The sequence below is a fragment of the Pseudomonas sp. EA_15y_Pfl1_P101 genome (assembly GCF_963970835.1).
GTDB lineage: Bacteria > Pseudomonadota > Gammaproteobacteria > Pseudomonadales > Pseudomonadaceae > Aquipseudomonas > Aquipseudomonas tritici.
Genome location: NZ_CAXAPA010000006.1, coordinates 162618 through 184321, shown reverse-complemented (window position 1 = coordinate 184321; position 21704 = coordinate 162618). Strand labels below are relative to the sequence as shown.

The 21704-nt window shown below is 60.9% G+C and carries 20 protein-coding genes; 8 read left to right on the top strand and 12 right to left on the bottom strand.

Annotated features, from left to right (window positions below):
- Positions 1-16 precede the first annotated feature (16 nt).
- Genes AACY36_RS11660 through AACY36_RS11650 form a run of 3 tightly spaced genes read right to left on the bottom strand, consistent with a single transcriptional unit; the run spans position 17 to position 2363 of the window.
- Positions 17-925: a 5-oxoprolinase subunit C family protein gene (locus AACY36_RS11660; protein ID WP_339414886.1), complete on the bottom strand. Its 909-nt coding sequence runs from the start codon at positions 923-925 to the stop codon at positions 17-19.
- Entirely contained in the window at positions 922-1626 is a 705-nt protein-coding gene (locus tag AACY36_RS11655; protein ID WP_339414887.1) for a 5-oxoprolinase subunit B family protein, read from the bottom strand. The genes AACY36_RS11660 and AACY36_RS11655 overlap by 4 nt, the downstream gene beginning before the upstream one ends.
- Positions 1623-2363: a 5-oxoprolinase subunit PxpA gene (locus AACY36_RS11650; RefSeq protein ID WP_339414888.1), complete on the bottom strand. Its 741-nt coding sequence runs from the start codon at positions 2361-2363 to the stop codon at positions 1623-1625. The genes AACY36_RS11655 and AACY36_RS11650 overlap by 4 nt, the downstream gene beginning before the upstream one ends.
- Positions 2364-2538: 175 nt before the next feature.
- Between AACY36_RS11650 and AACY36_RS11645 the strand changes: the two genes are divergently transcribed.
- Positions 2539-3459: a LysR family transcriptional regulator gene (locus tag AACY36_RS11645; protein ID WP_339414889.1), complete on the top strand. Its 921-nt coding sequence runs from the start codon at positions 2539-2541 to the stop codon at positions 3457-3459.
- A gap of 165 nt (positions 3460-3624) precedes the next feature.
- Here the strand turns inward: AACY36_RS11645 and AACY36_RS11640 are convergent, their stop codons facing one another.
- From AACY36_RS11640 to AACY36_RS11630, 3 genes are read right to left on the bottom strand one after another with little or no spacing between them, the layout of a single operon-like run.
- Positions 3625-4167: a DUF2937 family protein gene (locus tag AACY36_RS11640; RefSeq protein ID WP_049709451.1), complete on the bottom strand. Its 543-nt coding sequence runs from the start codon at positions 4165-4167 to the stop codon at positions 3625-3627.
- Positions 4168-4178: 11 nt separating this feature from the next.
- Positions 4179-4955 carry a class II glutamine amidotransferase gene (locus AACY36_RS11635; protein WP_339414890.1) on the bottom strand — a complete coding sequence of 259 codons (777 nt, stop codon included), beginning with the start codon at positions 4953-4955 and terminating at the stop codon, positions 4179-4181.
- Positions 4956-4976: 21 nt separating this feature from the next.
- A complete protein-coding gene (locus tag AACY36_RS11630) occupies positions 4977-5513 on the bottom strand; it encodes an MFS transporter (RefSeq protein ID WP_339414891.1) in 537 nt (178 codons plus the stop codon).
- 24 nt (positions 5514-5537) lie between these two features.
- Here AACY36_RS11630 and AACY36_RS11625 point away from each other — a divergent pair, with 24 nt between their 5' ends.
- Both AACY36_RS11625 and AACY36_RS11620 read left to right on the top strand, forming a co-directional pair.
- The gene (locus AACY36_RS11625) at positions 5538-7580 is read left to right on the top strand and encodes a S9 family peptidase (RefSeq protein WP_339414892.1); all 2043 of its coding nucleotides are present in this window, start codon (positions 5538-5540) and stop codon (positions 7578-7580) included.
- A 70-nt stretch (positions 7581-7650) separates the two neighbouring features.
- Positions 7651-8124, top strand: coding sequence for a cyclic nucleotide-binding domain-containing protein (locus AACY36_RS11620; protein WP_339414893.1), 474 nt, complete (start codon positions 7651-7653; stop codon positions 8122-8124).
- Here the strand turns inward: AACY36_RS11620 and AACY36_RS11615 are convergent.
- Positions 8121-8399: a hypothetical protein gene (locus tag AACY36_RS11615; RefSeq protein ID WP_339414894.1), complete on the bottom strand. Its 279-nt coding sequence runs from the start codon at positions 8397-8399 to the stop codon at positions 8121-8123. The two genes, AACY36_RS11620 and AACY36_RS11615, sit on opposite strands and share 4 nt — an antisense overlap.
- Positions 8400-8477: 78 nt before the next feature.
- Here AACY36_RS11615 and AACY36_RS11610 point away from each other — a divergent pair, with 78 nt between their 5' ends.
- Positions 8478-9164, top strand: coding sequence for a spermidine synthase (locus AACY36_RS11610; RefSeq protein WP_339414895.1), 687 nt, complete (start codon positions 8478-8480; stop codon positions 9162-9164).
- A 58-nt stretch (positions 9165-9222) separates the two neighbouring features.
- Here the strand turns inward: AACY36_RS11610 and AACY36_RS11605 are convergent, their stop codons facing one another.
- Positions 9223-10143 (bottom strand): ParB/Srx family N-terminal domain-containing protein, encoded by a 921-nt coding sequence (locus tag AACY36_RS11605; protein WP_339497082.1) that lies wholly within the window; start codon positions 10141-10143, stop codon positions 9223-9225.
- Positions 10144-10241: 98 nt separating this feature from the next.
- Between AACY36_RS11605 and AACY36_RS11600 the strand changes: the two genes are divergently transcribed.
- The 3 genes from AACY36_RS11600 (at position 10242) to AACY36_RS11590 (ending at position 11586) form a co-directional block, all read left to right on the top strand.
- Positions 10242-10616 (top strand): YajD family HNH nuclease, encoded by a 375-nt coding sequence (locus AACY36_RS11600; protein WP_057723014.1) that lies wholly within the window; start codon positions 10242-10244, stop codon positions 10614-10616.
- Positions 10617-10708: 92 nt separating this feature from the next.
- Entirely contained in the window at positions 10709-11176 is a 468-nt protein-coding gene (locus AACY36_RS11595) for an RNA methyltransferase (protein WP_339414897.1), read from the top strand.
- A 68-nt stretch (positions 11177-11244) separates the two neighbouring features.
- Entirely contained in the window at positions 11245-11586 is a 342-nt protein-coding gene (locus tag AACY36_RS11590) for a YgaP family membrane protein (RefSeq protein ID WP_339414898.1), read from the top strand.
- Between the two features lie 120 nt (positions 11587-11706).
- On the opposite strand, the gene AACY36_RS11585 is transcribed toward AACY36_RS11590, so the two are convergent.
- Together AACY36_RS11585 and AACY36_RS11580 are read right to left on the bottom strand one after the other, a co-directional pair.
- A complete protein-coding gene (locus AACY36_RS11585) occupies positions 11707-12924 on the bottom strand; it encodes a hypothetical protein (protein ID WP_339414899.1) in 1218 nt (405 codons plus the stop codon).
- 12 nt (positions 12925-12936) lie between these two features.
- Positions 12937-13386 (bottom strand): YcgN family cysteine cluster protein, encoded by a 450-nt coding sequence (locus AACY36_RS11580; RefSeq protein WP_049709459.1) that lies wholly within the window; start codon positions 13384-13386, stop codon positions 12937-12939.
- Between the two features lie 154 nt (positions 13387-13540).
- On the opposite strand from AACY36_RS11580, the gene AACY36_RS11575 reads away from it, so the two are divergent.
- Positions 13541-14125 (top strand): nitroreductase family protein, encoded by a 585-nt coding sequence (locus AACY36_RS11575; protein ID WP_339414900.1) that lies wholly within the window; start codon positions 13541-13543, stop codon positions 14123-14125.
- 49 nt (positions 14126-14174) lie between these two features.
- Here AACY36_RS11575 and AACY36_RS11570 read toward each other — a convergent pair whose 3' ends face one another.
- Positions 14175-18479 carry an SET domain-containing protein-lysine N-methyltransferase gene (locus AACY36_RS11570; protein WP_339414901.1) on the bottom strand — a complete coding sequence of 1435 codons (4305 nt, stop codon included), beginning with the start codon at positions 18477-18479 and terminating at the stop codon, positions 14175-14177.
- 5 nt (positions 18480-18484) lie between these two features.
- On the bottom strand, positions 18485-21703 hold the full coding sequence (locus AACY36_RS11565; RefSeq protein ID WP_339493335.1) for an OspG family effector kinase: 3219 nt from the start codon (positions 21701-21703) through the stop codon (positions 18485-18487).
- Position 21704 lies beyond the last annotated feature (1 nt).

The following is a 21704-nucleotide window of genomic DNA, read 5'->3' as shown; positions in this document are numbered from 1 at the left end:
ATTTTGAAAAGCGCCGTTAGTTAAATCGGCGCAAATACTCAATGTGCTGCTGGTAGGCTGTCGGTTGTACGACCGGCGCCAACTTCACCTTCTCTCCCGGCAAGCACTGCGCCAATCGCGCCAGCGACAGCGGCGTCAACGCCCCCAGACGCGGATACCCCCCAATCGTCTGCCGATCATTAAGCAACACAATCGGCTGCCCATCCGGCGGCACCTGGATCGCCCCCAGCGCAATCCCCTCGGAAATCAACGACGGTCCCTGGTACTGCAACGGCGTGCCCAGCAAGCGCATGCCCATACGGTCGGCGCGGCTGTCGAGGGCCCATTCGGTGTTGAACGCATCGAACAGGCTTTGGCCGCTGAACTGACCGATCTGCGCGCCGACAATCACGTCCAGCGGTTTACCGGATGGCACCTCCTGGGCATTCATCACCTTCATTGCACCGCCTGTACCGGAATAGACCAGGCGCCCGCCTTCGGCCAGCGCCTTGCCAAAACCGTCTACCCCGCCCAATTCCTCCCGCACAACGGTGGCGCAACTGCCCAGCACATCCGGCGCATCAAACCCGCCCGGCGCCGCCAGGTACGCGCGCGCACCACTGAAAGGCTGGGTGAAGCGCAAACGCTGGCCCTTTTGCAGGATAAAACTGCGGCCGGGGCTGATGGCGCGCTCGTCGACATACGCACCCAGGTCTGCACCGGCCAGAGCCAGCAGGCAATAATCGTCGGCTTGCACGGTAAAGCCGCCGAGAGTGATTTCCACCACTGGCGCGTCCAGTGCGTTGCCCAGCAGCCAGTTGGCCCAGGACATCGACACCCAATCCAGCGCGCCGCCCTGGGTCACGCCCAAGTGGCGCACGCCAAAGCGACCGGCGTCCTGCAGCAGGCACAGCGGCGTGCTGGCCTCAATGATCAAGCGGCTCATGCCTGTGCCTCCAACGGCGTGTCATCGCCACCTAATTTGATGAACTGGGCGTGATCGACCGGTTCGAAACGTACGGTGTCGCCCGGTTGCATCAGGCTGTAGCCATCGCGATCACGGTCGAACAGCTTGGCCGGGGTGCGGCCGATCAGGTTCCAGCCGCCCGGGGATCCCATCGGGTAGGCGGCGGTTTGCCGTTCGGCGATGCCCACGCTGCCGGCCGCCACGCGCTTGCGCGGGGTGTTGAGGCGTGGCGTGGCGAGGATTTCATCCACCAGCCCCATAAAGGCAAAGCCAGGCGCGAAGCCAAGGGCGAACACCTGATATTCGTGGGCGCTGTGGCGGCGGATCACGTCGTCGATGGCCAGCCCGCTGCGTTGGCTGAGCAAGGTCAATTCCGGGCCGACGCTCAGGTCGTACCACACCGGCAGCACGTGGCGCTGGCCGCCGCCCTGGGCTTGCGGCTGCAGGTCGGTGAGGGCGTGAGTGATCAGCTCCCGTGCCTGGGCTGGGCTCAAGACGGTGAGGTCGTAATGCACCATCAAGGTGGTGTACGACGGCACCAGGTCCACCAATGCCGCGCCAAACCCGCTGCGCAGGCGCTGGCTAGCGGCGAGCATCCAGGGCATGTTGGCTTCGGCGATTGCATCAAACAGACGTACCATCAGGCAGTCGATGGCCACCACTTCAATACGTGGCTTCATGCTGGTTTCAAGGCCTCGCGGATGCGCTGTACAGCTGCGACGGAACTGGCGTTGTCGCCGTGCACGCACAGGGTATTGGCCTGTAAGGCCAGCGGGCTGCCGTCGCTGGCGGTGAGCGCTTCGCCACGGGAAATGGTCAGGGCTTGTTGCACGATGGTCTCAGAGTCGTGGTGCACCGCGCCGGGCAACTGGCGGGACACCAGATGGCCATTGTTGTCGTAGGCCCGGTCGGCGAAGGCTTCGAACCACAGGGTCACCCCATATTCGTTACCCAACGCCTGGGCCACGCTGTTGTCGCGAGTGGCCAGCAGCATCAGCGGCAGCTCGCCATAAGCGGCGACGGCCTGGATCACGGCGCGCAACTGCATAGGGTTGGCCATCATGTCGTTGTACATCGCGCCGTGGGGTTTAACGTAGCTGACCCGTCCACCTTGCGCCCGGCACATACCTTCAAGGGCGCCGATCTGATAGTGCAACAGGTCCTGGATTTCCTGCGCAGTGTAAGCCATGGAGCGGCGGCCGAAGCCCTGCAGGTCCTGGTAGGCTGGGTGCGCGCCGATTTGCACGCCGTGCTTGAGCGCCAGGCTGACGGTTTTGCGCATGATGCTCGGGTCACCGGCATGGAAGCCGCACGCCACGTTGGCGCAATCAATGAACGGCATGATCTCGGCGTCCAGACCCATGGCCCAGTTGCCGAAGCTTTCGCCAATATCGCAATTCAGTAGCAAACGGCTCACGGTAGGTGCTCCTGTAGGCTTTGTTTTTTTGTAGTGTGGGATTTTTTACGCAGAACTCGCAACTTGTCCTGACACCCCAACGGCGCTTATCGTGGAATAGCTCGATTTTTGGCGCTGGCCCGGTGCGGCGTCCAACTAATAAAAACCGATCCATGCATAAGAAAAAGTTGATCCCATGAATTTGAAGTTTCTCGAAACCTTCGTCTGGGTGGCCAAACTCAAGAGTTTCCGCCTGACCGCCGAGAAGTTGTTCACCACCCAGGCCTCGATCTCAAGCCGCATCGCCGTGCTGGAAAACGAGCTGGGGGTGAAGTTGTTTCTGCGTGACTCACGCGGCGTGAGCCTGACCCCGGAAGGCTTGAAGGTGCTCGATTATGCCGAGCAGATGCTGGTGACCCTGCAGGGTTTGAAGCAGTCCCTGGAGACCACCAGCAGCAAGGTCGGGCGCATCCGCATCGGCGCCATGGACACGGTGATCCACACGTGGCTCAGCCCGCTGGTGGCGGAACTGATGGACCATTTCCCATTGGTAGAAATCGAGTTGGTCGCCGATACCGCACTGAACCTCAGCGATCAACTGCAAAAAGGCTTCCTCGACCTGATCCTGCAAACCGACCTGCTGCGCCTCGAAAGCGTACGCAGCCTGGAGCTGGCCAGCCACCCCATGGCGTGGATCGTCGCCAGCCAATCGATCTACAATCGGGATTACGCTTCCCTCGCCGAACTGGCCCAGGAGCGCATCATCACCTACTCGAAAAATTCCCACCCGCACCAGGACGTCATCAGCCTGATGCAGGCCAACGACGTGGCCGCGCCGCGGATGAACTGCGTGAACTCGGTGTCGGCGATTACCCGCTTGCTGCGCGATGGCTTTGGGATTGGTGCGTTGCCGCCGGTGCTGGTCAGAGAAGAGCTGGCGCGCGGGGAATTGGTGATGCTGCCGATGGCGCAGCGCTTGCCGAACTTGCAGGTGGTGGTGTCGTGGCGTGTGGGGGTGGAGTTGGTGGAGGAGATTGTGGGGTTGTGTCAGAAAGTCGTTGCCCGCTATGCCGGGGAAGTCGGTGAAGACAGAATGTTACTGACGAAACCCGATTAAAACTGTGGGAGCTGGCTGCCTGCGATAGCCATCGGTATCTACACATTCTAAATGTGATATCGCGTAGCAGAGGCTCGCTATGCCTAGGCTGCGATAGCGGTGTATCAGTTACTGATAAATAGCTATCGCAGGCAAGCCGGCTCCCACATTTGACCGCGTCGGTCTTTAGAGGCCTTTGAGGTCACGCTCTTCTATCGGCCGGCTCTGGCGCAGGCGCTTGCCGCCCAACACCACCCAGTCGATCAGGCGGAACAGGCATTCGATGCCAAACGACAACAGCATCGCCCCGCCCAACCCCCAGCCCATGGCTTCGGGGGTCAGCAGGATCTGGTAGCTGTAGCCATTCCAGGTTTCCTGGCGAATATCCGGGTCCGCCGCCACCGCCACTTGCAGGGCGCGGATGTACCAAGGCCCTTGCATCGCCTGGAACTGCTTGTCCAGCGCCACTTGGCGGTCAAGCATGGCGCCCAGGCTGTTGGCGTCGCTCTGGAACACGGGATCATCACTGGCGCGGTAATGCGCCACCAACGCCTGCAAGTCACCGTTGAAGAACTGCCGTGCGGTGGTTTCGAACCCGCTCAGGCCGGTCTGGGCCTCGATCAGGTGAGCCTCGACGCGCTTGGCGTAGTCGTTGATAAACCCGGGCACTTGCACGCCGACCAACAGGCCGATGGCAAACAGCACCAACCGCAGATAACTGAGCAACATGGTCGATATCCTTACTCGGTGATGCCCTGGCTGACGCATTCACCGCGTCGCCACAGGCTCCATTGGCCCGGTTCGTAACGGGTCCAGTTTTCGTTGTCGGTCAAAGGCTCGGTGGCGATCACGGTGACGACATCATTGGGTGTGGTTTCGGCCTGAAAATCGACGATCACGTCGACATCTTTCAAGCGCGCCGGCCCAAAAGGTGCGCGGCGGGTAATCTGCGCCAATTTGGTCGAGCAGTAGCAGAAAAGCCAGTCGCCATCGCTGAGCAGGCAGTTGAACACGCCTATGCTGCGGTATTCGGAACAGGCGGCAATCAGGTCCGGCAAGACGTTTTCAATCTCCACCGGCTCAGGAAAGACTTCGCGCACGCGATTGAGCAGATCGCAGAACGCCGCTTCGCTGTCGGTATCGCCCACCGGGCGGTAGAACGTGGCGCGGGGATTGAAGTCTGCCAGTTGGCCGTTATGTGCGAAGCACCAGTTGCGCCCCCACAGTTCGCGCACGAACGGATGGGTATTGGCCAAGCTGACCTTGCCGACATTGGCCTGGCGAATATGGCCAATCACCACTTCACTTTTGATCGGATAACGCTGTACCAGCAACGCGACTTCCGACTCACTGCTCGCAGCCGGGTCCTGGAACAAGCGCAGGCCACGCCCTTCATAAAACGCAATGCCCCAACCGTCGCGGTGTGGGCCGGTGCGCCCACCGCGCTGCATCAGCCCGGTAAAGCTGAACACGATGTCGGTGGGGACGTTGGCACTCATGCCCAATAATTCACACATGCCAGGGCTCTCGCTACAACGTTAAAGGCGTGGTTCGACCCGCATACCGCTCACAGGCTCAGGACGGCGGAAAGGTACGTCATCGTCATCGCTTTCAGGTTCAGCGGCCAATGCCGCATCGGCGGCGGCCTTGCGCTCACGGCGGGCGTTAGCGGCGCGCTCGATGGGCCAGCGGATCAACACGATCACGAGGTACACGCCAAAGGCAATCATGGTGTACATGAACAAATCGGAAATGGCCCGCCAGGCGTTGTTGCCGACCTTGAGCAACAGGTCCAGGGCGGTTATCGCCACGGCCGGCGCGAACTGGGTCTTGACCGGATCGACGATGGTCGGGCTGAGCAGCAGCACCGCCATCAGCAATTGCAACGGCTCGCGCAGCCAGCGCCAGATCCAGCGGGTCATGCGCCACCACACCAATAGGCAGCCCAAGGCAGCGAAGGCGTAAAGGCCCCAAGCAGTCAGATAGTCGTTCTCGGTCATGGTGTCCATGGCAAGGTTGGCAAACAGGCGGCTATGATAACGGCTTTTGCGTGTCGCGGCTGCAATGCCTGCCACCGTCTGCCAGATAGAGAATAATCCATGCCTATGTCGACCCCCCCGATTGCCCGCCAGGCCCAAGGCCCAGATCCGTACGCCTGGCTGCAAACGCGTGACAGCGCTGAGGTACTCGATTACCTCAAGGCCGAAAACGCCTGGCAGGAAGCCCAGCTCGCCGACCAGCAGGCGCTGCGCGAAAGCCTGTTCGAGGAGATCAAGGGGCGCATTCTCGAGACTGACCTGTCGCTGCCCTCCCCTTGGGGACCGTATCTTTACTACACCCGCACCACCGCCGGTGACGAATACGCCCGCCACTACCGCTGCCGCCGCCCGGATGACGACAGCAATCAGGTGGATGACAGCAGCGAAGAATTGCTGCTCGACCCGAACGTGCTCGCCAATGGCGGCTTCTTCTCCCTCGGCGCGTTCAGCATCAGCCCCGACCACCAGCGCCTGGCCTACAGCCTGGATACCAGCGGTGAAGAGGTCTACACCCTGTACGTGAAGGAATTGGCCAACGGCAAGGTCAGTGAACTGGAGTTCCAGGACTGCGACGGCAGCATGACTTGGGCCAATGACAGCCTGACCCTGTTCTTCGGCGAATTGGACGACACCCACCGTCCGCACAAACTCTACCGCTATCGCTTGGATGGGACGGCGGCGCAGGAAGTGTTCCATGAGCCGGACGGGCGTTTCTTCCTGCATTGCTACCGTTCCAGCTCCGAGCGCCAGTTGCTGCTGGCCCTGGGCAGCAAGACCACCAGCGAAATCTGGGCGCTGGACGCCGACCAGCCGCAACTGGACTTTACCTGCCTGGCGCCACGGGTCGAAGACCATGAATACGATGTCGACCACGGTCAGTTGAATGGCGCATGGACCTGGTTTATCCGCAGCAACCGTGATGGCATCAACTACGCATTGTTCGTGGCGACCGACATTGGCGACGTGCCGACCGAGGCTGAGTGGCAAAACCTGATCCCCCACAGCGATGACGTCATGCTCGACGGCGTGAGCCTGAATGCCAGCGCCATGACCCTGAGCCTGCGCATTGGTGGGCTGCCCGTGATCGAAGTTCACCCGCAAGGCGTGCCGGCTTATCGGGTGGAATTGCCCGACGCCGCCTACAGCCTCTACGTTCAAAACAGCCTGGAATTTGTCAGCGATAAGATTCGCCTGCGCTATGAGGCGCTTAACCGCCCGGCCCAGGTTCGCCAGCTGGAACTGGCCAACGGCGCACAGCAGGTGCTCAAGGAAACCCCGGTGCTTGGCGTGTTCAATGCCGACGATTACGTCAGCCAGCGCCTGTGGGCCACCTCGGCGGACGGCACACAGGTGCCGATCAGCCTGGTGGTCAAGCGCGACCAGTTGGGCAAGCCTGTGCCGCTGTACCTGTACGGCTACGGCGCCTACGGTTCGAGCCTCGACCCGTGGTTTTCCCACGCACGCCTGAGCCTGCTCGACCGTGGCGTGGCCTTCGCCATTGCGCATGTGCGCGGCGGCGGTGAATTGGGCGAGGCCTGGTACCGCAATGGCAAGCAGGAGCACAAGCAGAACACTTTCAGCGACTTTATCGCCTGCGCCGAGCACTTGATCGCCAAGGGCCTGACCACCTCCAAACAACTGGCAATCAGCGGCGGCAGTGCCGGCGGCCTGTTGATCGGCGCCGTACTTAACCAGCGTCCGGAGCTGTTCCAGGCGGCGATTGCCGAAGTGCCTTTCGTCGACGTGCTTAACACCATGCTCGACCCGGAGTTGCCGTTGACCATCACCGAGTACGACGAGTGGGGCAACCCGCAAGAGCCCGAGGTGTATGCGCGCATCCAGGCCTATGCGCCGTATGAAAACGTCAGCGCCCAGGCCTACCCGGCCATGCTGGTGATCGCCGGCTACAACGACAGCCGCGTGCAATATTGGGAAGCGGCCAAGTGGGTGGCCAAGCTGCGCGCTACCAAGACCGACGACAACCTGCTGCTGCTCAAAACCGAATTGGGCGCCGGCCACGGTGGCATGAGTGGTCGTTACCAGGGATTACGTGACGTAGCACTCGAATATGGCTTTGTGTTCAAGGTACTGGGGCTGGTTTAAGGAACTTAGTGCGGCGGTTCTGTCTGAACACAGTACCGCCCTACATGATTGATGGATCAAGATTGCAGCCATGACACTACCCACGCTTCTCAACGACGAAATCCGCGACATGCTCATGGACTGCGGCCTGTTCGACCCGCTGTTTCCGGAAGATTTTCACGTCGCCGCCGGCTACTTCAACATCAGCAGCATTGCCCGTGACGAAGCGATTTTTCTCGAGGGCGATGCCGGTACTTTCATGTGCATCATCCACAGCGGCCAGGTGGCCGTGCAAAAAACCAATAGCGACGGCCAACGCCTGACCATCGCCACCCTGCGCAGTGGCCGGGCCTTTGGTGAAATGGCCGTGCTTGACGGCGAGCGGCGCTCCGCCAGTTGCGTGGCCGCCAGTGACTGCGTGCTGCTCAACCTGGGCAAGGACGCCCTGGAAAAGATGCTCAACGAAACCCCCAGGGTTGCCGCCAAGATCATCCGTGCGATTGCCATCGCCCTGTCCAAGCGCCTGCGCATGGCCGATGGGCAGCTGCTATCGCAACAGTTTTAACCGCCGGGCGTCTTCGGTTTGCTGTCGTTCTGCTGCAGGCCGGGCACCGTCTGGTCCTTCGGCGGCGTCGGCAGCACGATGGGCGCAAGGGGCGGCGAGCCGTTAGTCTTGGGCATGGCCGGTGGGGTGACTTGCGGGTACAGCGTCGGCGTCGGCGTGCCCGGTGCACCTGGCGTAGGGGCCGGCGCAATCGGTACGGTTTGCAACGCCTGAGCCTGCGCTGTACCGGATGCGAGCGCGCTCAACACAATGACCGTTAGAATGCTGCACTTCATCGATGGCTCCATGGCCTGACCGGAATGTCACAAGGCTACTCCCAACCGCGCAAGAATGCCCTTCCCAATGAGATTTCCATGAAACGTTTCGTTCTGCTCGACACCACCCCGATCCCCGACAACGGCGGTGCCTTGTGCCTGTTCGAATACGGTGAAGATTTTGTCATCAAGATCCAGGGCGGTGACGGCGGCCAGTTGATGAACACGCGTATGCACGGTTCCGAAGATGCCTTGGCGCAAATCCCCTGCTGCAAAGTCGCCGGTCGCCCGGATTCGCGGGTATTGATCGGCGGGTTGGGCATGGGGTTTACCCTGGCTTCAGCCCTAAAGCACCTGGGCAAAACCGCCGAAGTGGTTGTTGCGGAGTTGGTGCCGGGCGTCGTGGAATGGAACCGTGGGCCGCTGGGAGAAAAATCCGGCCGCCCGCTACTGGACCCGCGCACGGTGATCCGTATGGAAGATGTAGCCAAGGTGCTGCAAGCCGAGCCCCAGGGCTTTGACGCGATCATGCTGGACGTCGACAACGGCCCCGAAGGCCTCACGCAAAAAGCCAACAGCTGGCTGTACTCCGCCGGAGGCCTGGCCGCCTGCGCCAAGGCCCTGCGCCCCAAAGGCGTGCTGGCCGTATGGTCGGCCAGCGCCGACAAGCTGTTCAGCGACAAACTGCGCAAGGCCGGTTTCAAAGCCGAGGAAGTGCAGGTGTTTGCCCATGGCAACAAGGGCACCCGGCACACCATCTGGATTGCGGAGAAGCTCAAGGGTTGATCACACCGCAGATCTAATGTGGGAGCGAGCAAGCCCGCTCCCACAGTTTTGATCAGCATTAGTTTCGAGAATTGCGGTAATCGATCACATACGGCACTTTTTTGTCGAAGGTCTTTTCCAGCTCATCCCGGTCGAGCCTGGTCATGCCTCCCAACTGATGAGAGGTAAAACCGCTATCCCCGACCTGCGACCCCGGCGCCAGGCTGACCATGCGCTTGGCTACAGCCTCAATCGCGTCTTTGTAGCCGCCTTTCTTGTTCAGGTTGAACGCGGCCAGGTCAATCTGCGTACGCAACCAGTTGCCCCAGTAAAACTCCAGGAACTCCGGCGCGATCTCCCCAGCCTCGGGCTTGCCATAGGCCGCCTTGCGGGTGAAATACACCAGGCTGCGGAAGGTGTCGTCCTGCAGGTTTTTGAAGCCCAGGTGCGCGGGCAACTGCTCGGGCGGCAGCGTCTGCCCCCTGTTGTCCTTGAGCCAGACTTTGCGCGCTGCCTCCATCCGCCGCCAGAAGCTCGCTAAAGTCGGGCTGTTGCTAAAGTCGTCGGTAACCTTGACCCACATCTTCAACCGAGGGCCACCGCCGGGCACTTCCCATAAAGTGGTGAAACTGTGGTGACCGTCGGTCAGGTACAGCTGGCCAGCGGGACCGACCACCACGGTTTTCATGTCCTCGGGATGGGTGCCCACCGGGTCCTTGCAGGTGAACCTGGAGGCTTTGTGCAGGTCTGCGTCCTTGGGCACCTTGTCTGCTTCGCCCTGGCCGTTGGTTTCGCAGTACTCATCGAAGACCTTGGCGGGTTTGTCGGCAAACAGCCCGAGGCTGTAGTAGATCTGGTCGAAGCCCACCACGGCCTGGGTCGGGTGCAAGTGTTCGAGTGCAACCTCGATCACTTGGCCGGGTTTTGGCGTGGAGAACGCTTGGGCCTGGGCAACCACCCCACACAGCAACAACGCAACAGTCCATGATTGCAGACGCATGATATTGAGCTCCTTATCGACAAAGTGAAGCGGTCATTTACAACGCAAGCGGCTAGAATCAACCTTATCCGTGAACCACCCAATAGCCAGGAGCCATGATGAGCTCGACCAATCCGCCCTCCCACACCGCCAAGCTGGATCGTATCCTCGCCGATGCCCAGCGCGACCGGGAAATGGGCTATCGCGACAAAGCCTTGAAAATGTACCCCCACGTGTGCGGCCGCTGCGCCCGTGAGTTCGCCGGCAAACGCCTGAGTGAGCTGACCGTACACCACCGCAACCACAATCATGATGACAATCCCCAGGACGGTTCCAACTGGGAGTTGCTGTGCCTGTACTGCCACGACAACGAACACTCGCGCTACACCGACCAGCAGTACTTCGGCGAAGGCTCCACCAGCAGCCCGACAATTGCCAAGGCGACGCATAACCCGTTTGCGGCGTTGGCTGGCCTTATGAAGAAAGACGGCTGAAAGCATCAAGCTGCAAGAAAAAGCCGCTCCGCTTTTAACTTGCAGCTTGTAGCTTGCCGCTATAATGCTGCCTTTTTAAGGCACCCTTCCCCGTGGGCAATAAACGCTACAGCTGCATCGGTCTGTATAACCCCAAATCCCCCGAAAACGTCGGCTCGGTCATGCGTGCCGCCGGCTGCTACGGCGTGGCCTCGGTGTTCTACACCGGCGTGCGCTACGCGCGCGCCCGGGATTTCATCACCGACACCAAGAAAGTCCACCACGACATTCCGCTGATCGGCATCGATGACCTGAAAAAGATCCTGCCGCTGGGCTGCATCCCTGTCGCCGTGGAGCTGGTGGAAGGTGCTCGCGCGCTGCCTGAATACACCCACCCCGACCGCGCGCTGTACATCTTCGGGCCGGAAGACGGCTCCCTCGACAAAGAGATCCGCGACTGGTGCGAAGATGTGGTCTACATCCCGACCACCGGCTGCATGAACCTCGCCGCCACCGTCAACGTGGTGCTCTACGATCGACTGGCCAAGGGCAACAACACCCGTTCGGGCCCCAAGTACTGATTTTTCCGGAACATCCGGCAGGTGCCAGCAGTCAGCTACATATCACTAGCCCACGTTGGAGACAGATCATGAGCGACAGCAAAACCTTGCGTCCTATCATCGAACACGCCCCGTTTGAAACGCAGCCGCAGCAAAACGTGCACGGTTGGGAGCGCATCGGCTCGGTGGCCGGTGGCGTGATGATGGTGGGCAAAGGCCTGCGCCGTGGCGGGATTTTCGGCTTGATCCAAGTGGCGATCGGCGGCGTGGCGCTGGCGCGTGGGTTCACCGGGCACAGTTCGCTCAAGGACAAACTTGCACAGGGCCGCCAGGAAATGAACACGGTGCGTGCGAAGATCGAGCGGGCCGGGCAAGAGTTGCAGAACTTGAAGGCCAAGGCGGAAGTGGCGGCTGAAAAAGCAACCAAGTAGTCCAGCCGAACGCGGTTGAATGTGGAAGCGGGCTTGCCCGCGATAGCAGTGTGTCAGGTTGCTGGTTCAGTAGCTGATAGACCGCTATAGCAGGCAGGCCAGTTCCCACAATGATTTGCGTCAACGCAATAATTTGCTGTCCAGCACCACTGAGGGCTCGCCAGTAATGCTCTCAGCCAGCTTTACGAACTCCGCAGTGGTGATGCTGTTCGCGCGCATCACCGCCTGAGCCAGGTCATCCAGCGACCGTTTGTTATGAGTCTTCACCCGAATCTCGCGATCCAACTCCTGTAACACCACCACCGCCCGTGCCACCGTCGCGCCGCTGACATGCTCGCCGCGCAGGCTGTTCACGTCCTTGCCTTCCTTCGCCAGGCGTGCCTGAATGGCCTCATACCGCTCATCGGTAATACCTCCAGCTCGGCGCAGCAGTTCGATCGCGTAATACTCGCCCAAACCCTCGCTGACCCAGTCACTGACGTCGTGATCGTTGAAGCGCCCAATCGCCTGCACCACTTCACGGATCAACGGGCTGATGCCGTTCTCACCGACCAGCGACGTGCGGCTGTTGAGGTAAATCGAGTCGCGCGCCGCGAGCGCGCCACGGCGCATCGGGTCACTGGCGCCCACCACCAGCAGCTTGGCCGGACGACGTGGGAATGCTGCTTCTACTTGGGGCCAGACAAAAGTCAGCAACGTCAGCACATCCATGCGCCGCATGGCCTGGCCCTTGGGCGAGGCCACGCTGACTTCAGTCTCGCCCAGGCGCACGCGACGGCTGCCGAGGGTGCCGGCGAGCATCCAGCCGGTGGGCCGGTCGAACAGGCGGGAGACGTTATCAATGCGGAATTTGTTCTTGCCGATACGCGGCCATGCGGTTTCGACGCTTTTCCAGCCAGCCGGCAGTTCGAACACCAGCCGGGAGACCAACTCGACACCGTCTTGCTGGTCGAGCCGCGCCGTCGGCACCAGGTCCTCACCGCGAAACAGCGCCCAGCTCGGCGTCATGCGCGCTTCATAGGTGCCGGGCTTGCGCGCGTGGGTGAGGCGCACGCGGTAGGTCAGGCTGGCCTTGTTGGCGCTGGGTTGCCACAGGCCACGGTGCTCAGTGATGCTCCATCGGCCATCGGCCTTGAAGTCGCTGTAGTCACCGTCGTGGCCGAGGTCGAAGTCCAGGCTGCGCACTGCCGAGCCCTGTGACAGGCTTACGCGCACCTCGGCCTGATCGCTCTGGGGCAGGAGTTTGACGTGATAATCCAAGTCAACTTTCTTCGCGCTCCACGCTGGCATGCTCAGCGCCAGCACTACCAGGCTCACCCCCAACCGCCCCCCTTTCATACACACTCCTTTTCAGCCGGCACGAAAAATCAGGTAATCCTCCCAGTCGTCCTCGGGCACGCTGCCTTCGCTGAGCATGCGCCCGGACTGGGAAATGCGTTCTTGGTGCACAGCATCGCGGTCGCCGCAGACCAAGTGGTGCCACAGTGGCAGGTCCTTGCGTTCGCTGACCAGGCGATAGCCGCAGGTCGGCGGCAGCCATTTGAACTGATCCGCCTGGCCCGGGGTGAGCTGGATGCAGTCCGGCACCGATGCACGGCGGTTCGGGTAGTCGGTGCACTGGCAGGTTTTCAGGTCGAGCAGTTTGCAGGCGATACGCGTGTAATAGACGCTGTTGTCGTCTTCATCCTCGAGCTTTTGCAGGCAGCACAGGCCACAGCCGTCGCACAACGACTCCCACTCCTCCTGATCGAGGTGTTCAAGGGTTTTGCGTATCCAGAAAGGTTCGACTTTGGCGGCCATGGCTCTACATCAGTATCGGTAGGTGAAAAGGCCGCCAGTCTAGTGCCCGCGGCCCCTGGGGCCAAGCGCTTACGACTGGCGGTCTAACACCACTTGTCAGTCTAGTGAGCGCGCAGTAGCCTTGAACGCCGAATTGACGATCAGGAACTGCTCCATGACACGTGTTGCCGACTATCCGATCGATCCCCAGTTCACCGACCGCTGGTCACCCCGCGCCTTCACCGGCGAAACCATCTCCCAGGAAACCCTGCTGAGTTTCTTTGAAGCCGCGCGCTGGGCGCCGTCCGCCTACAACTCGCAGCCATGGCGTTTTCTTTACGCGCGCCGCGACACGCCGGACTGGGAACGTTTCCTGGGTTTGCTGAATGAATTCAACCGTGGCTGGGCGCAACACGCGTCGGCCCTGGTGATCATCGCGTCGAAAACCGACTTCACCGCCCCCGGCGCCACCGAAGAAACCCCGGCGCTGTGGCACACCTTCGACACCGGTTCGGCCTGGGGCCACCTGGCGTTGCAAGCCAGTATCAGCGGCTGGCACACCCACGGCATGGCCGGCTTCGATCAGGAGCTGACCCGCAAAGAGCTGAAGATTCCAGACGGTTATGCGCTGCATGCGGCCGTGGCGGTTGGCAAGCTGGGCGATAAATCGACCTTGCCGGATTACCTGCAAGGGCGTGAAACGCCGAGTCCGCGCCGGCCGTTGAGCGAGCTGGTGTCGGAGGGTGATTTCAGCCTCTGAGCCCGGCACCCTGTTGTGCGGCGAGCCTTGAAGGTCTCGCCGCACAACCTCAGACGGCAGGTTCCTGTTTGGGCACTAACCCCGGCGTCACGTCGTAGAGCGGGCCATAGTCGAGCAACAACTCATCGCCGGCCTTGATGTCCTTGAGCGCCACATAAAACGACAGGTTCTTGCCCACGGCGATGGAAATCACGTTGTTGCTCTGCCAAGCGGGCCCATTCCTCAATTGTGACGTGTTCACCAGGCTCAGAGTATTACCGCTGTTCAAGGCACTCACCGAGCGCGTGCCCGAGCGTGTGCCGAACAGGTACGTCAGCACTGCACGCGAGCCTTGCTTGCGCTGCTCCTGAAACAGGGAGGCGTCGGTTGCATGATATTTGCCGGCGTAAGGGCCGAGCACTTCGAATTGCGCGATGTCTCGCCGCGCCCATACCGACGCACCACGGGCTGGCCCGCCGTCATCCAGCGGCGTCACCACTTCAAGCATCTGGTCGAAACGCGGCCCATGGCTGCCTTCGCTTCGCAGCCAGTCCTTGATCGAGTCTTTGATCCGGTTGGCCACCACCTTTTTCTGCGCCGGCTCCAACCCGTCAAGCAACCCATACCAATGCGCAATGCGAATATCATCGATCGGCCCTTCAATCGCCTGGGTCAGGCTGAGCCTTGGGTTGGCCGGGTCCTGTAAAATCGGCAGCGTATTATCCACCGAATGAGTCGCCAACGTGCACAACGGGACAACCTCCGGCTCGGTCTTGATAATCGGCGCAGCGGCCGGAGGATCGCCGTCGGCGGGTTTGGACAAATCCAGTGGGGCATCCTGCGCCGGGGGCATGTTATCCGGTGCAGGCCGTTTGCGCGTCGCGCCTGGGGCAGGAAACCTGGCAGCCGGCTGGGTAGCCAGGTTTTCCTGCGCCCTGCTCAGACGTCGCGCCCCCGAGGTGTTGAAGGAGCCATCGCTATACACATGAGTTTTCCAGTCCACTGGATTGAGCGTGTGTTGTCGCCGGAACGCCTCTTGGGTCACCCGATTGTTCGGTTGCCGGGAGACCCGGTGCCACTTCAGCAAATGATCGTCAGTCAGCTGGTTGTACTTGCCGCCGCCGGCCCTGAACAACAGCGCTTCGCCGCGTGGCAGCAGGCCGCCGGTGTGTTTGACGCAGGATTTGAAGTCGCCCACATCAAGATGATGGAGGCTGGCGAATCCTTCCATGGTTGCCGCATCCCGCGCTTGTTGGGTCATGCCCTGCCAATCACGCAGATGGTGGGGAGTCAGCGTGCGCGAGGGCGCACCTGCCGCGCGGTCGCGCACGATCACGCCTGCAGCACTCAACGTCCCGTCGGGCTGCACGTAATACGTCAGGGTCGGCAGGTTCAAGCGGTGCTGCCTCGCAAACCCCTTCAGCGTGAGCCGCTGCTGCTCCTGGGTGGAGAGCGCCTCCCATGCGCGCAGGTGCGTGGCGTCAATGTGGGCGCCGCCCAGCGCGGCGAGGTGCTGCCACTGGTCATCCTGAACATGCTGGACCAGTAGCTCGGTTTGCCGGTTATTGTGATAAATCCGCGCCTGCACCACGCCCTCTTCAGTGCGAGTCACCTGGCGAACTTCATAGACGGCGGTTTCGCCGCTGCTGTCGGTATGGCGCATATGGGAACGGTGACCATCGGCGGCGACATACACCCCTTGGCTATTGCGCGTCAGCCCATCCAGGTTCGACTCCGCCACCTTGAATTGCCGATACTGCGCATTATCCAATTCGCTGGTGTGCTCGATATGCGCCGTGCTGACTGCGCCGTCCACGGCCCGGGTATGCGCGGTGAAATCTTCGAGAGGGCGGCCGTAAGGTTGCATTACGTCGGCATCGAACGCGTACCAGCGGCCGTCCTTGAGTACCGCCGCGCCAACCACCCGACGTTCGGCCACGTTGAGCGTGCCAATGGCCGCAGCGTCATAGTCTTTGCTCATGGCCTTGAGCACGTCATAGCTGCCCGTGGCACCCCGCAGCCGATTGATCGCGGCGCTGCCTTTTGCAACCGCGAAGCTGACGCTACCCACTGCTAGATCACCAAACCCGCCCAGTGGATTGAACGCACCGATGGCAGCGGTGCCGATTACCTTGGTCGCACGCAGCGCTTTGCTTGCAGTGGAAATGGCCGTCGCGCCGATCTTGGCGACTTTGCCGGCGGTGGCCATGCCCGCCGTGAGAAAACCAAATACATCCAACGCAAGGTCCATCGCGCCGTCGCCGTAGTTGCCATTCTGGAAATTGACAATGGCCGCTCGCAGCGGCACCAGGTTCAGCAAAAACGTTTCAAACGCCTTGGCCCTGTCATGCTGGCGGTCTCCGGTGGTCTTGCCCCTGGCCTCTTCCTTGATGGCAGGGTCGTCCAGCGCCAGATGTTCGACGAATGCAGCAGCGATCGCTTCACTTCGCGCACTGTTGAAACTGTCCGGCGGCGCCGTTCCCGAGGTCCGCTCGCGACTTAGCTCGCCTACGGCTTCGGCGGGTGTGAATACCTTGGTCTCCTGTACCCGATTGGCGTCCCTTGAGCGTTGCTCGCGGGCTTTGTAGAGCTGTGCAGGTTGTACCGTGCCGTTGTGAAAATCGATCTCATACGCCGAGGCCACGCCGTTTCGCTCAGTCTTTACCAGCAACCGCGGTTGCTTCGGGCCTGGCGTTTTTGAGGTGAAATCCAGCCCAAGCGTGTGGGAAGTCTGCTGAAACAGGGTGATTTTGCCGAACTCGAAATTACGTCGATGCTCCAAAGGCAATTGTGCAATGAGGTGTTTGACCGTAATGCCGATGGCGGATTTTTTGCCGCTGATGAATGTGTCGAACTGCTGATCGAACGCCTCGGTCACACCAAACCTGGGATTGGCATTCAAGGCTGCCAGCGGCAGGCGATTATCCGCCGAGACGAATGGCGCCGGGCTGGGCAAATCCATCATTGCGATATCGAGCAACGAATGGTCCCCCACCAGCGATGTGCGATGCCCCGGCCCAGCGTAGTTGTGCGTGGCTAACAGCTTCTCTTCAAACAACGCGCCAAGGTCGCCAAACCGCTCGACGAGTTTGGCCAGCGCGATGTCTCGGCGCATCGGCATCGCTTGATTCAATGCCTGTGAAGCCGACAAGCGCTGACCAAGCCGGACATTGAACGTCGCCCTGACACTGTCCAGTTGTTCGCTCGAGTATTGATCATCGCCGCGTCTGTCGATCACACCATTGGCCACGCCCCAATCTGCCAGCGCCGTTTTGCGGGCACGTTCGGTCATCACGGGATCGACCATGGCCGCATGTTCTGCCCGGATCATGACCTGGGCGAATGTCATGTTCGCAACCGTTCCCGGCGACTGTGCCTCAATCGTCGCCGCCGCCACCGACAGGCTGACCCACGCCGGGCTGCCGTACGTGAGGTTGCCGGGCAGGTCCTTGACCAGAAACTCGGGGGCCTTGTTTGCCAACAGCAAATAAGCGCCAGCGTTGGCCATCAGCGGGCTGCTTTTGCGCTGGGTGATCAGATGCTGGCGCAGGCCCTCGACCACCACCGCGGCAGGCTCGCCCCAATGTTGCTCTTGCATCAAGTCAAAGCCGGCCACTTTATTGCGGTGCGGCGCGGAGATTGATTCAGGGTCCAGGTGCAGATTGATTGCCGCGAGCAGGTAGTCATTCGCGCTGTTCTCGGTGGCGATGCCACCCAGTCGGTGTTGCAGCGTCTGCCCCAAGCGCTGCGCTGCGGCGGAGCCGATCAGCGTGTTCAGCGCCTTGACCGGGTCAACCAACTCATCAGGGGAAAGCGTTTTGGGGTAACTGAGAAAGTCCAGAACCCCTTTGGTCTGCATCACCAGCGGCTGCTCACCCTGTGCATGATCATGCCGCTGGGTGATGTCGCGCATCCTGCCCTGTTGATCCGGGCTCAAAGGATTCGGCCATGAGAGCGCGCCGCTCAAGTTGCCAAGCGGGTGCTGCAAGGCCCGGTCGCTCACTGCGTCGGCCAGGGATGTCAGCGAAAACAGGTTATACGGCAAGCCCAGTCCCTTGCCCTGAATAAATGCCGCGAGATTGACCGTACTACCCAGTGCTGCGGCGTCGGATGATTCAGGCCGCACGGCCATAGGCGTGGTTTGAAGTGTGGTCTTGATCATGTCGGCAGTGGGGTTTTCGGCCAGGCGTGCGGCGATCTCATAGAGCTTGAGGCCCAGCGTTGCAAGGTTTCCCTTGTCGCCCAATGACGCATGTAACGTCGAGGCACGATGGGTTTTGCCGACGACGTCCACAGACGGCTGCGTCGTCTGTTGGACCGCCGGGCTGGACGAGATGACCTGCTGCTGACGAGAAGGGAAATCAATGATGTTCATAGTGATTACCTGTCGCCAGCACGCACGAGTTCGTTGAAGTCCCTCTGCAACTGAGCCTTTTTGCGTGCGTAATCACTAAGGGTCATGTCATGCAGAAACTTGTCGCTCGCCAACACTTCCGGGCTCAGTGACTGAATGTCCACCGGATAGACTTTTTTATCTTTCAACGAGTACAGAAAGTTATTCAAATGCAGATCGTTATGGTAGATCCCTTTGTCTTCCATGCCTTTCAACGCGTCATCCAGCCAGATGCGGACCACTGGGGGCAAGCTGCGCTTGGGCACATCATCCAGTGCGATGCCATCCAGTCTTTTCATTTTGATGTAGGAGCGCCCGTCCTCCACCATGGCCTCTGCAAAACCGGCACCATAGTAGGTATTCAGGCGGTGCGCCTCGGAAGTGGCGTAATCGGGGATCTTCGTGGCGGCTTTCGTGTGAAGGTCTTTGTAAACACTTTTGCCATCCAGGCTTGCGTAAAGAGTGCTCTCGCCGCCGCCGCCAATCACTGGTCCCAGGTCTGCTTTCACGGAAGACCCGTTACCGCCCCGCGCCGTCAAACGCTGCCATTGATCGCCCTGTACGTGCTGGACCAGTAGCTCGGTTTGCCGGTTATTATGATAAATCCGCGCCTGCACCACGCCCTCTTCAGTGCGAGTCACCTGGCGAACTTCATAGACGGCGGTGTCGCCGCTGCTGTCGGTATGGCGGATATGGGAACGGTGACCGTCGGCGCCCACATAGACCCCTTGGGCGTTGCGCGAAACCCCGGCTATTTTCGATTCGACGACGCCGTAATTGGCAAACCGCGCATTGCTCAATTCATTACCCGGCGCTACATCTATCACGCCGTCGACGGCCCGTGTGGCGGGAGAAAACCCTTCGAGCGGGCTGCCATAGGCCTGCAGCGTGCGCGCATCCAGGCCATACCATTTGCCGTCTTTGAGCACCGCGCCGCCTTCGATGCTCTGACCTGCGGCCTTGAACGTCCCAGTGGCTGCCACGCCGTGCTGTTGGCTGGCGGCCTTGAGCACGTCATAACTGCCCGTTGCACCGCGAAGCATGTTCACGCTTTCGCGTCCCTTGGCGAACGCCAACCGCGTGACAGTACCCAGCGCGTACCCGCCCGCCATCGCCAAATCGCCCAGGCCGTTGAACGGGTTGAACATTTCGATCGCCGCGGCGCCCACAAATCGCGCAACCTTCGACAACCCGCCGAGTGTGCTGATACCTTTCGAAAGTGCCTTGCCGGCCTGCGCAGCCTTGCCCGCCCCCAAGGTGACAAGACCCATTACATCCAGGCTCAGATCAAACAGGCCGTCGGCGACTCTGCCGTTCATAAAGTTGACGATGGCCGATCGCAGTGGGATGAGGTTGAGGAAAAACTCGCCGATGGCCTGGTCGGTGGCTCTGCCCTGATCAAATGACGTCACGCCGCGTGCCTGTTGCAACAGGTCGTCATTGCCCAACCCCAGCGCCTTGACGAATACCTTGCCGATGGCTTTGCTGCGGCCGGAACCATAGGACTGCAGGTGGACGGAGGGCAGCGGCTTTTCGGTGTACTGCCCGGGTGGTGGATCAAACAGGCTGGTCTTGCTGACGATATTTGCGTCTCGGGACTCCAGGTTTTTTGCCGTATAGGGCGGTGTATAGCGGGCTATCAGATAGTTCTGTTTTTTGATGCTGCCATTTCTGGTATCCAGCTCATAAATATTGACCGCTCCATCCAGGGTGGTTTTCACCTGCAGCGTATGCCCGCGAGTGTGCAGGGCCTGCGGCGAAAAAAGATCCCCGGCTATTTTGTATTGATCGGTGCGAAAAAATTCGAGCGCACCATATTCGAAGTTGTTTCTATCCTCCACGGGCAGGGTGGAAATCAGATACTGGACCAGGCCTGCGTGACCCCGTTCGTGTGACGCGATGGCCTTGTCATACTGCGCACCGAAAGCATCGTTGACGTCCAGCCGGCCGGTTTCATACAGCTGGCAGAACACCTCGCCCGGCACCCGCTTATCCCGCGCCAACCAATGCTCCTGGACATTGAGTTTGCCGCCTTCCATTACGATATCGAGCATCGAATACAGCCCGGGAAACGCGCCCGGCCTTCCTGGTTTAAGCCAGGCCTTTTGTAAGGCGGGCAGTTCGAATACCTGCGGATCCAGCGTTGGAAAGTGCGCCTTGAGCGTGGCAAGCGCCATGGCCCGTCGGCTGGGTATCGGCGTTTGCACCGCGGCACACGCGTCCGTCAGCGTGCTGAGTTGACGGTTATAACGTGTGCGTACACGCTCCATCTCGGTTTCGCTGGGCATCGCTGAAGCGACGTTCAGCAATGCGTTGGCCGCCCCCCAGTTCACGAGGGCCAGTTGCTCGGCCGCTTGCACGCCAACCCCGCGCCCAGTGAGGGTATCGGCATGCGCCACGACTTCGGCGTAGCTCATCGTGTGCGCACGTCCGGGCGAGTCGGCTTCCACCTTGGCCGTGGCTATCACCAGTTGCGTCCACAGCAGGCTGCCGTAGGTCACGCTGGCGGGAACGTCTTTGACCAATAACTCCGGGGCGGTTCTGGCCAGCAGCAGGCAGGCTGCCAGGTTCGCGGTTTGTACCGTGGCTCTGCCCTGTTCGATCAGATGACGACTGAGCCCGTCAATCACCTCTGACGCAGGTTTGCCCCAATATTGGCGCGCCGCAAGATCAAACCCGGCGACGCTGTTTGGGCGCGCAACGCGCAGCTCCGGGTCCAGGCCCAGGTGGATGGCGGCCAGCAAATAGTCGTTGCAACTGGTGGCCGTCGCAATGCCGTTCACCCGGGTTTGCAGGGCCTGCCCTAACGCCTGAGCCTTAGAGGATCCGAGCAGTTTTTGCAGGGTGATGTCGGGTGTATTCAGGTCAGCATTGGCGACCGAACTGCCACTCAGCAAATAACCCAATGCGCCCTTGCGTGCATCCACCAGCGGCAGCCCCGGTAGAGTGGCGTCGGGGTCCTGCAACAGTGTGATAATCGCATCTTCGTCGGACTTGGACAGAGGCACTGGCCAGGCCAGCGCCCCGCCGAAATTACCCAGCGGTGGGGCCGTCGCATGGCGCGGGGCCTGTGCTGTCGGCTGCGTTGCCAGGGCCACCGAAGGTTCGGGCACGCTCGTTGCGTCGGGGTCGACGATGGATGCTGGTGGTTGTGTCGAGATGGATGCGTGGGGAAAACTGGAGCGTGAGGAATTGCTGGCGATCATG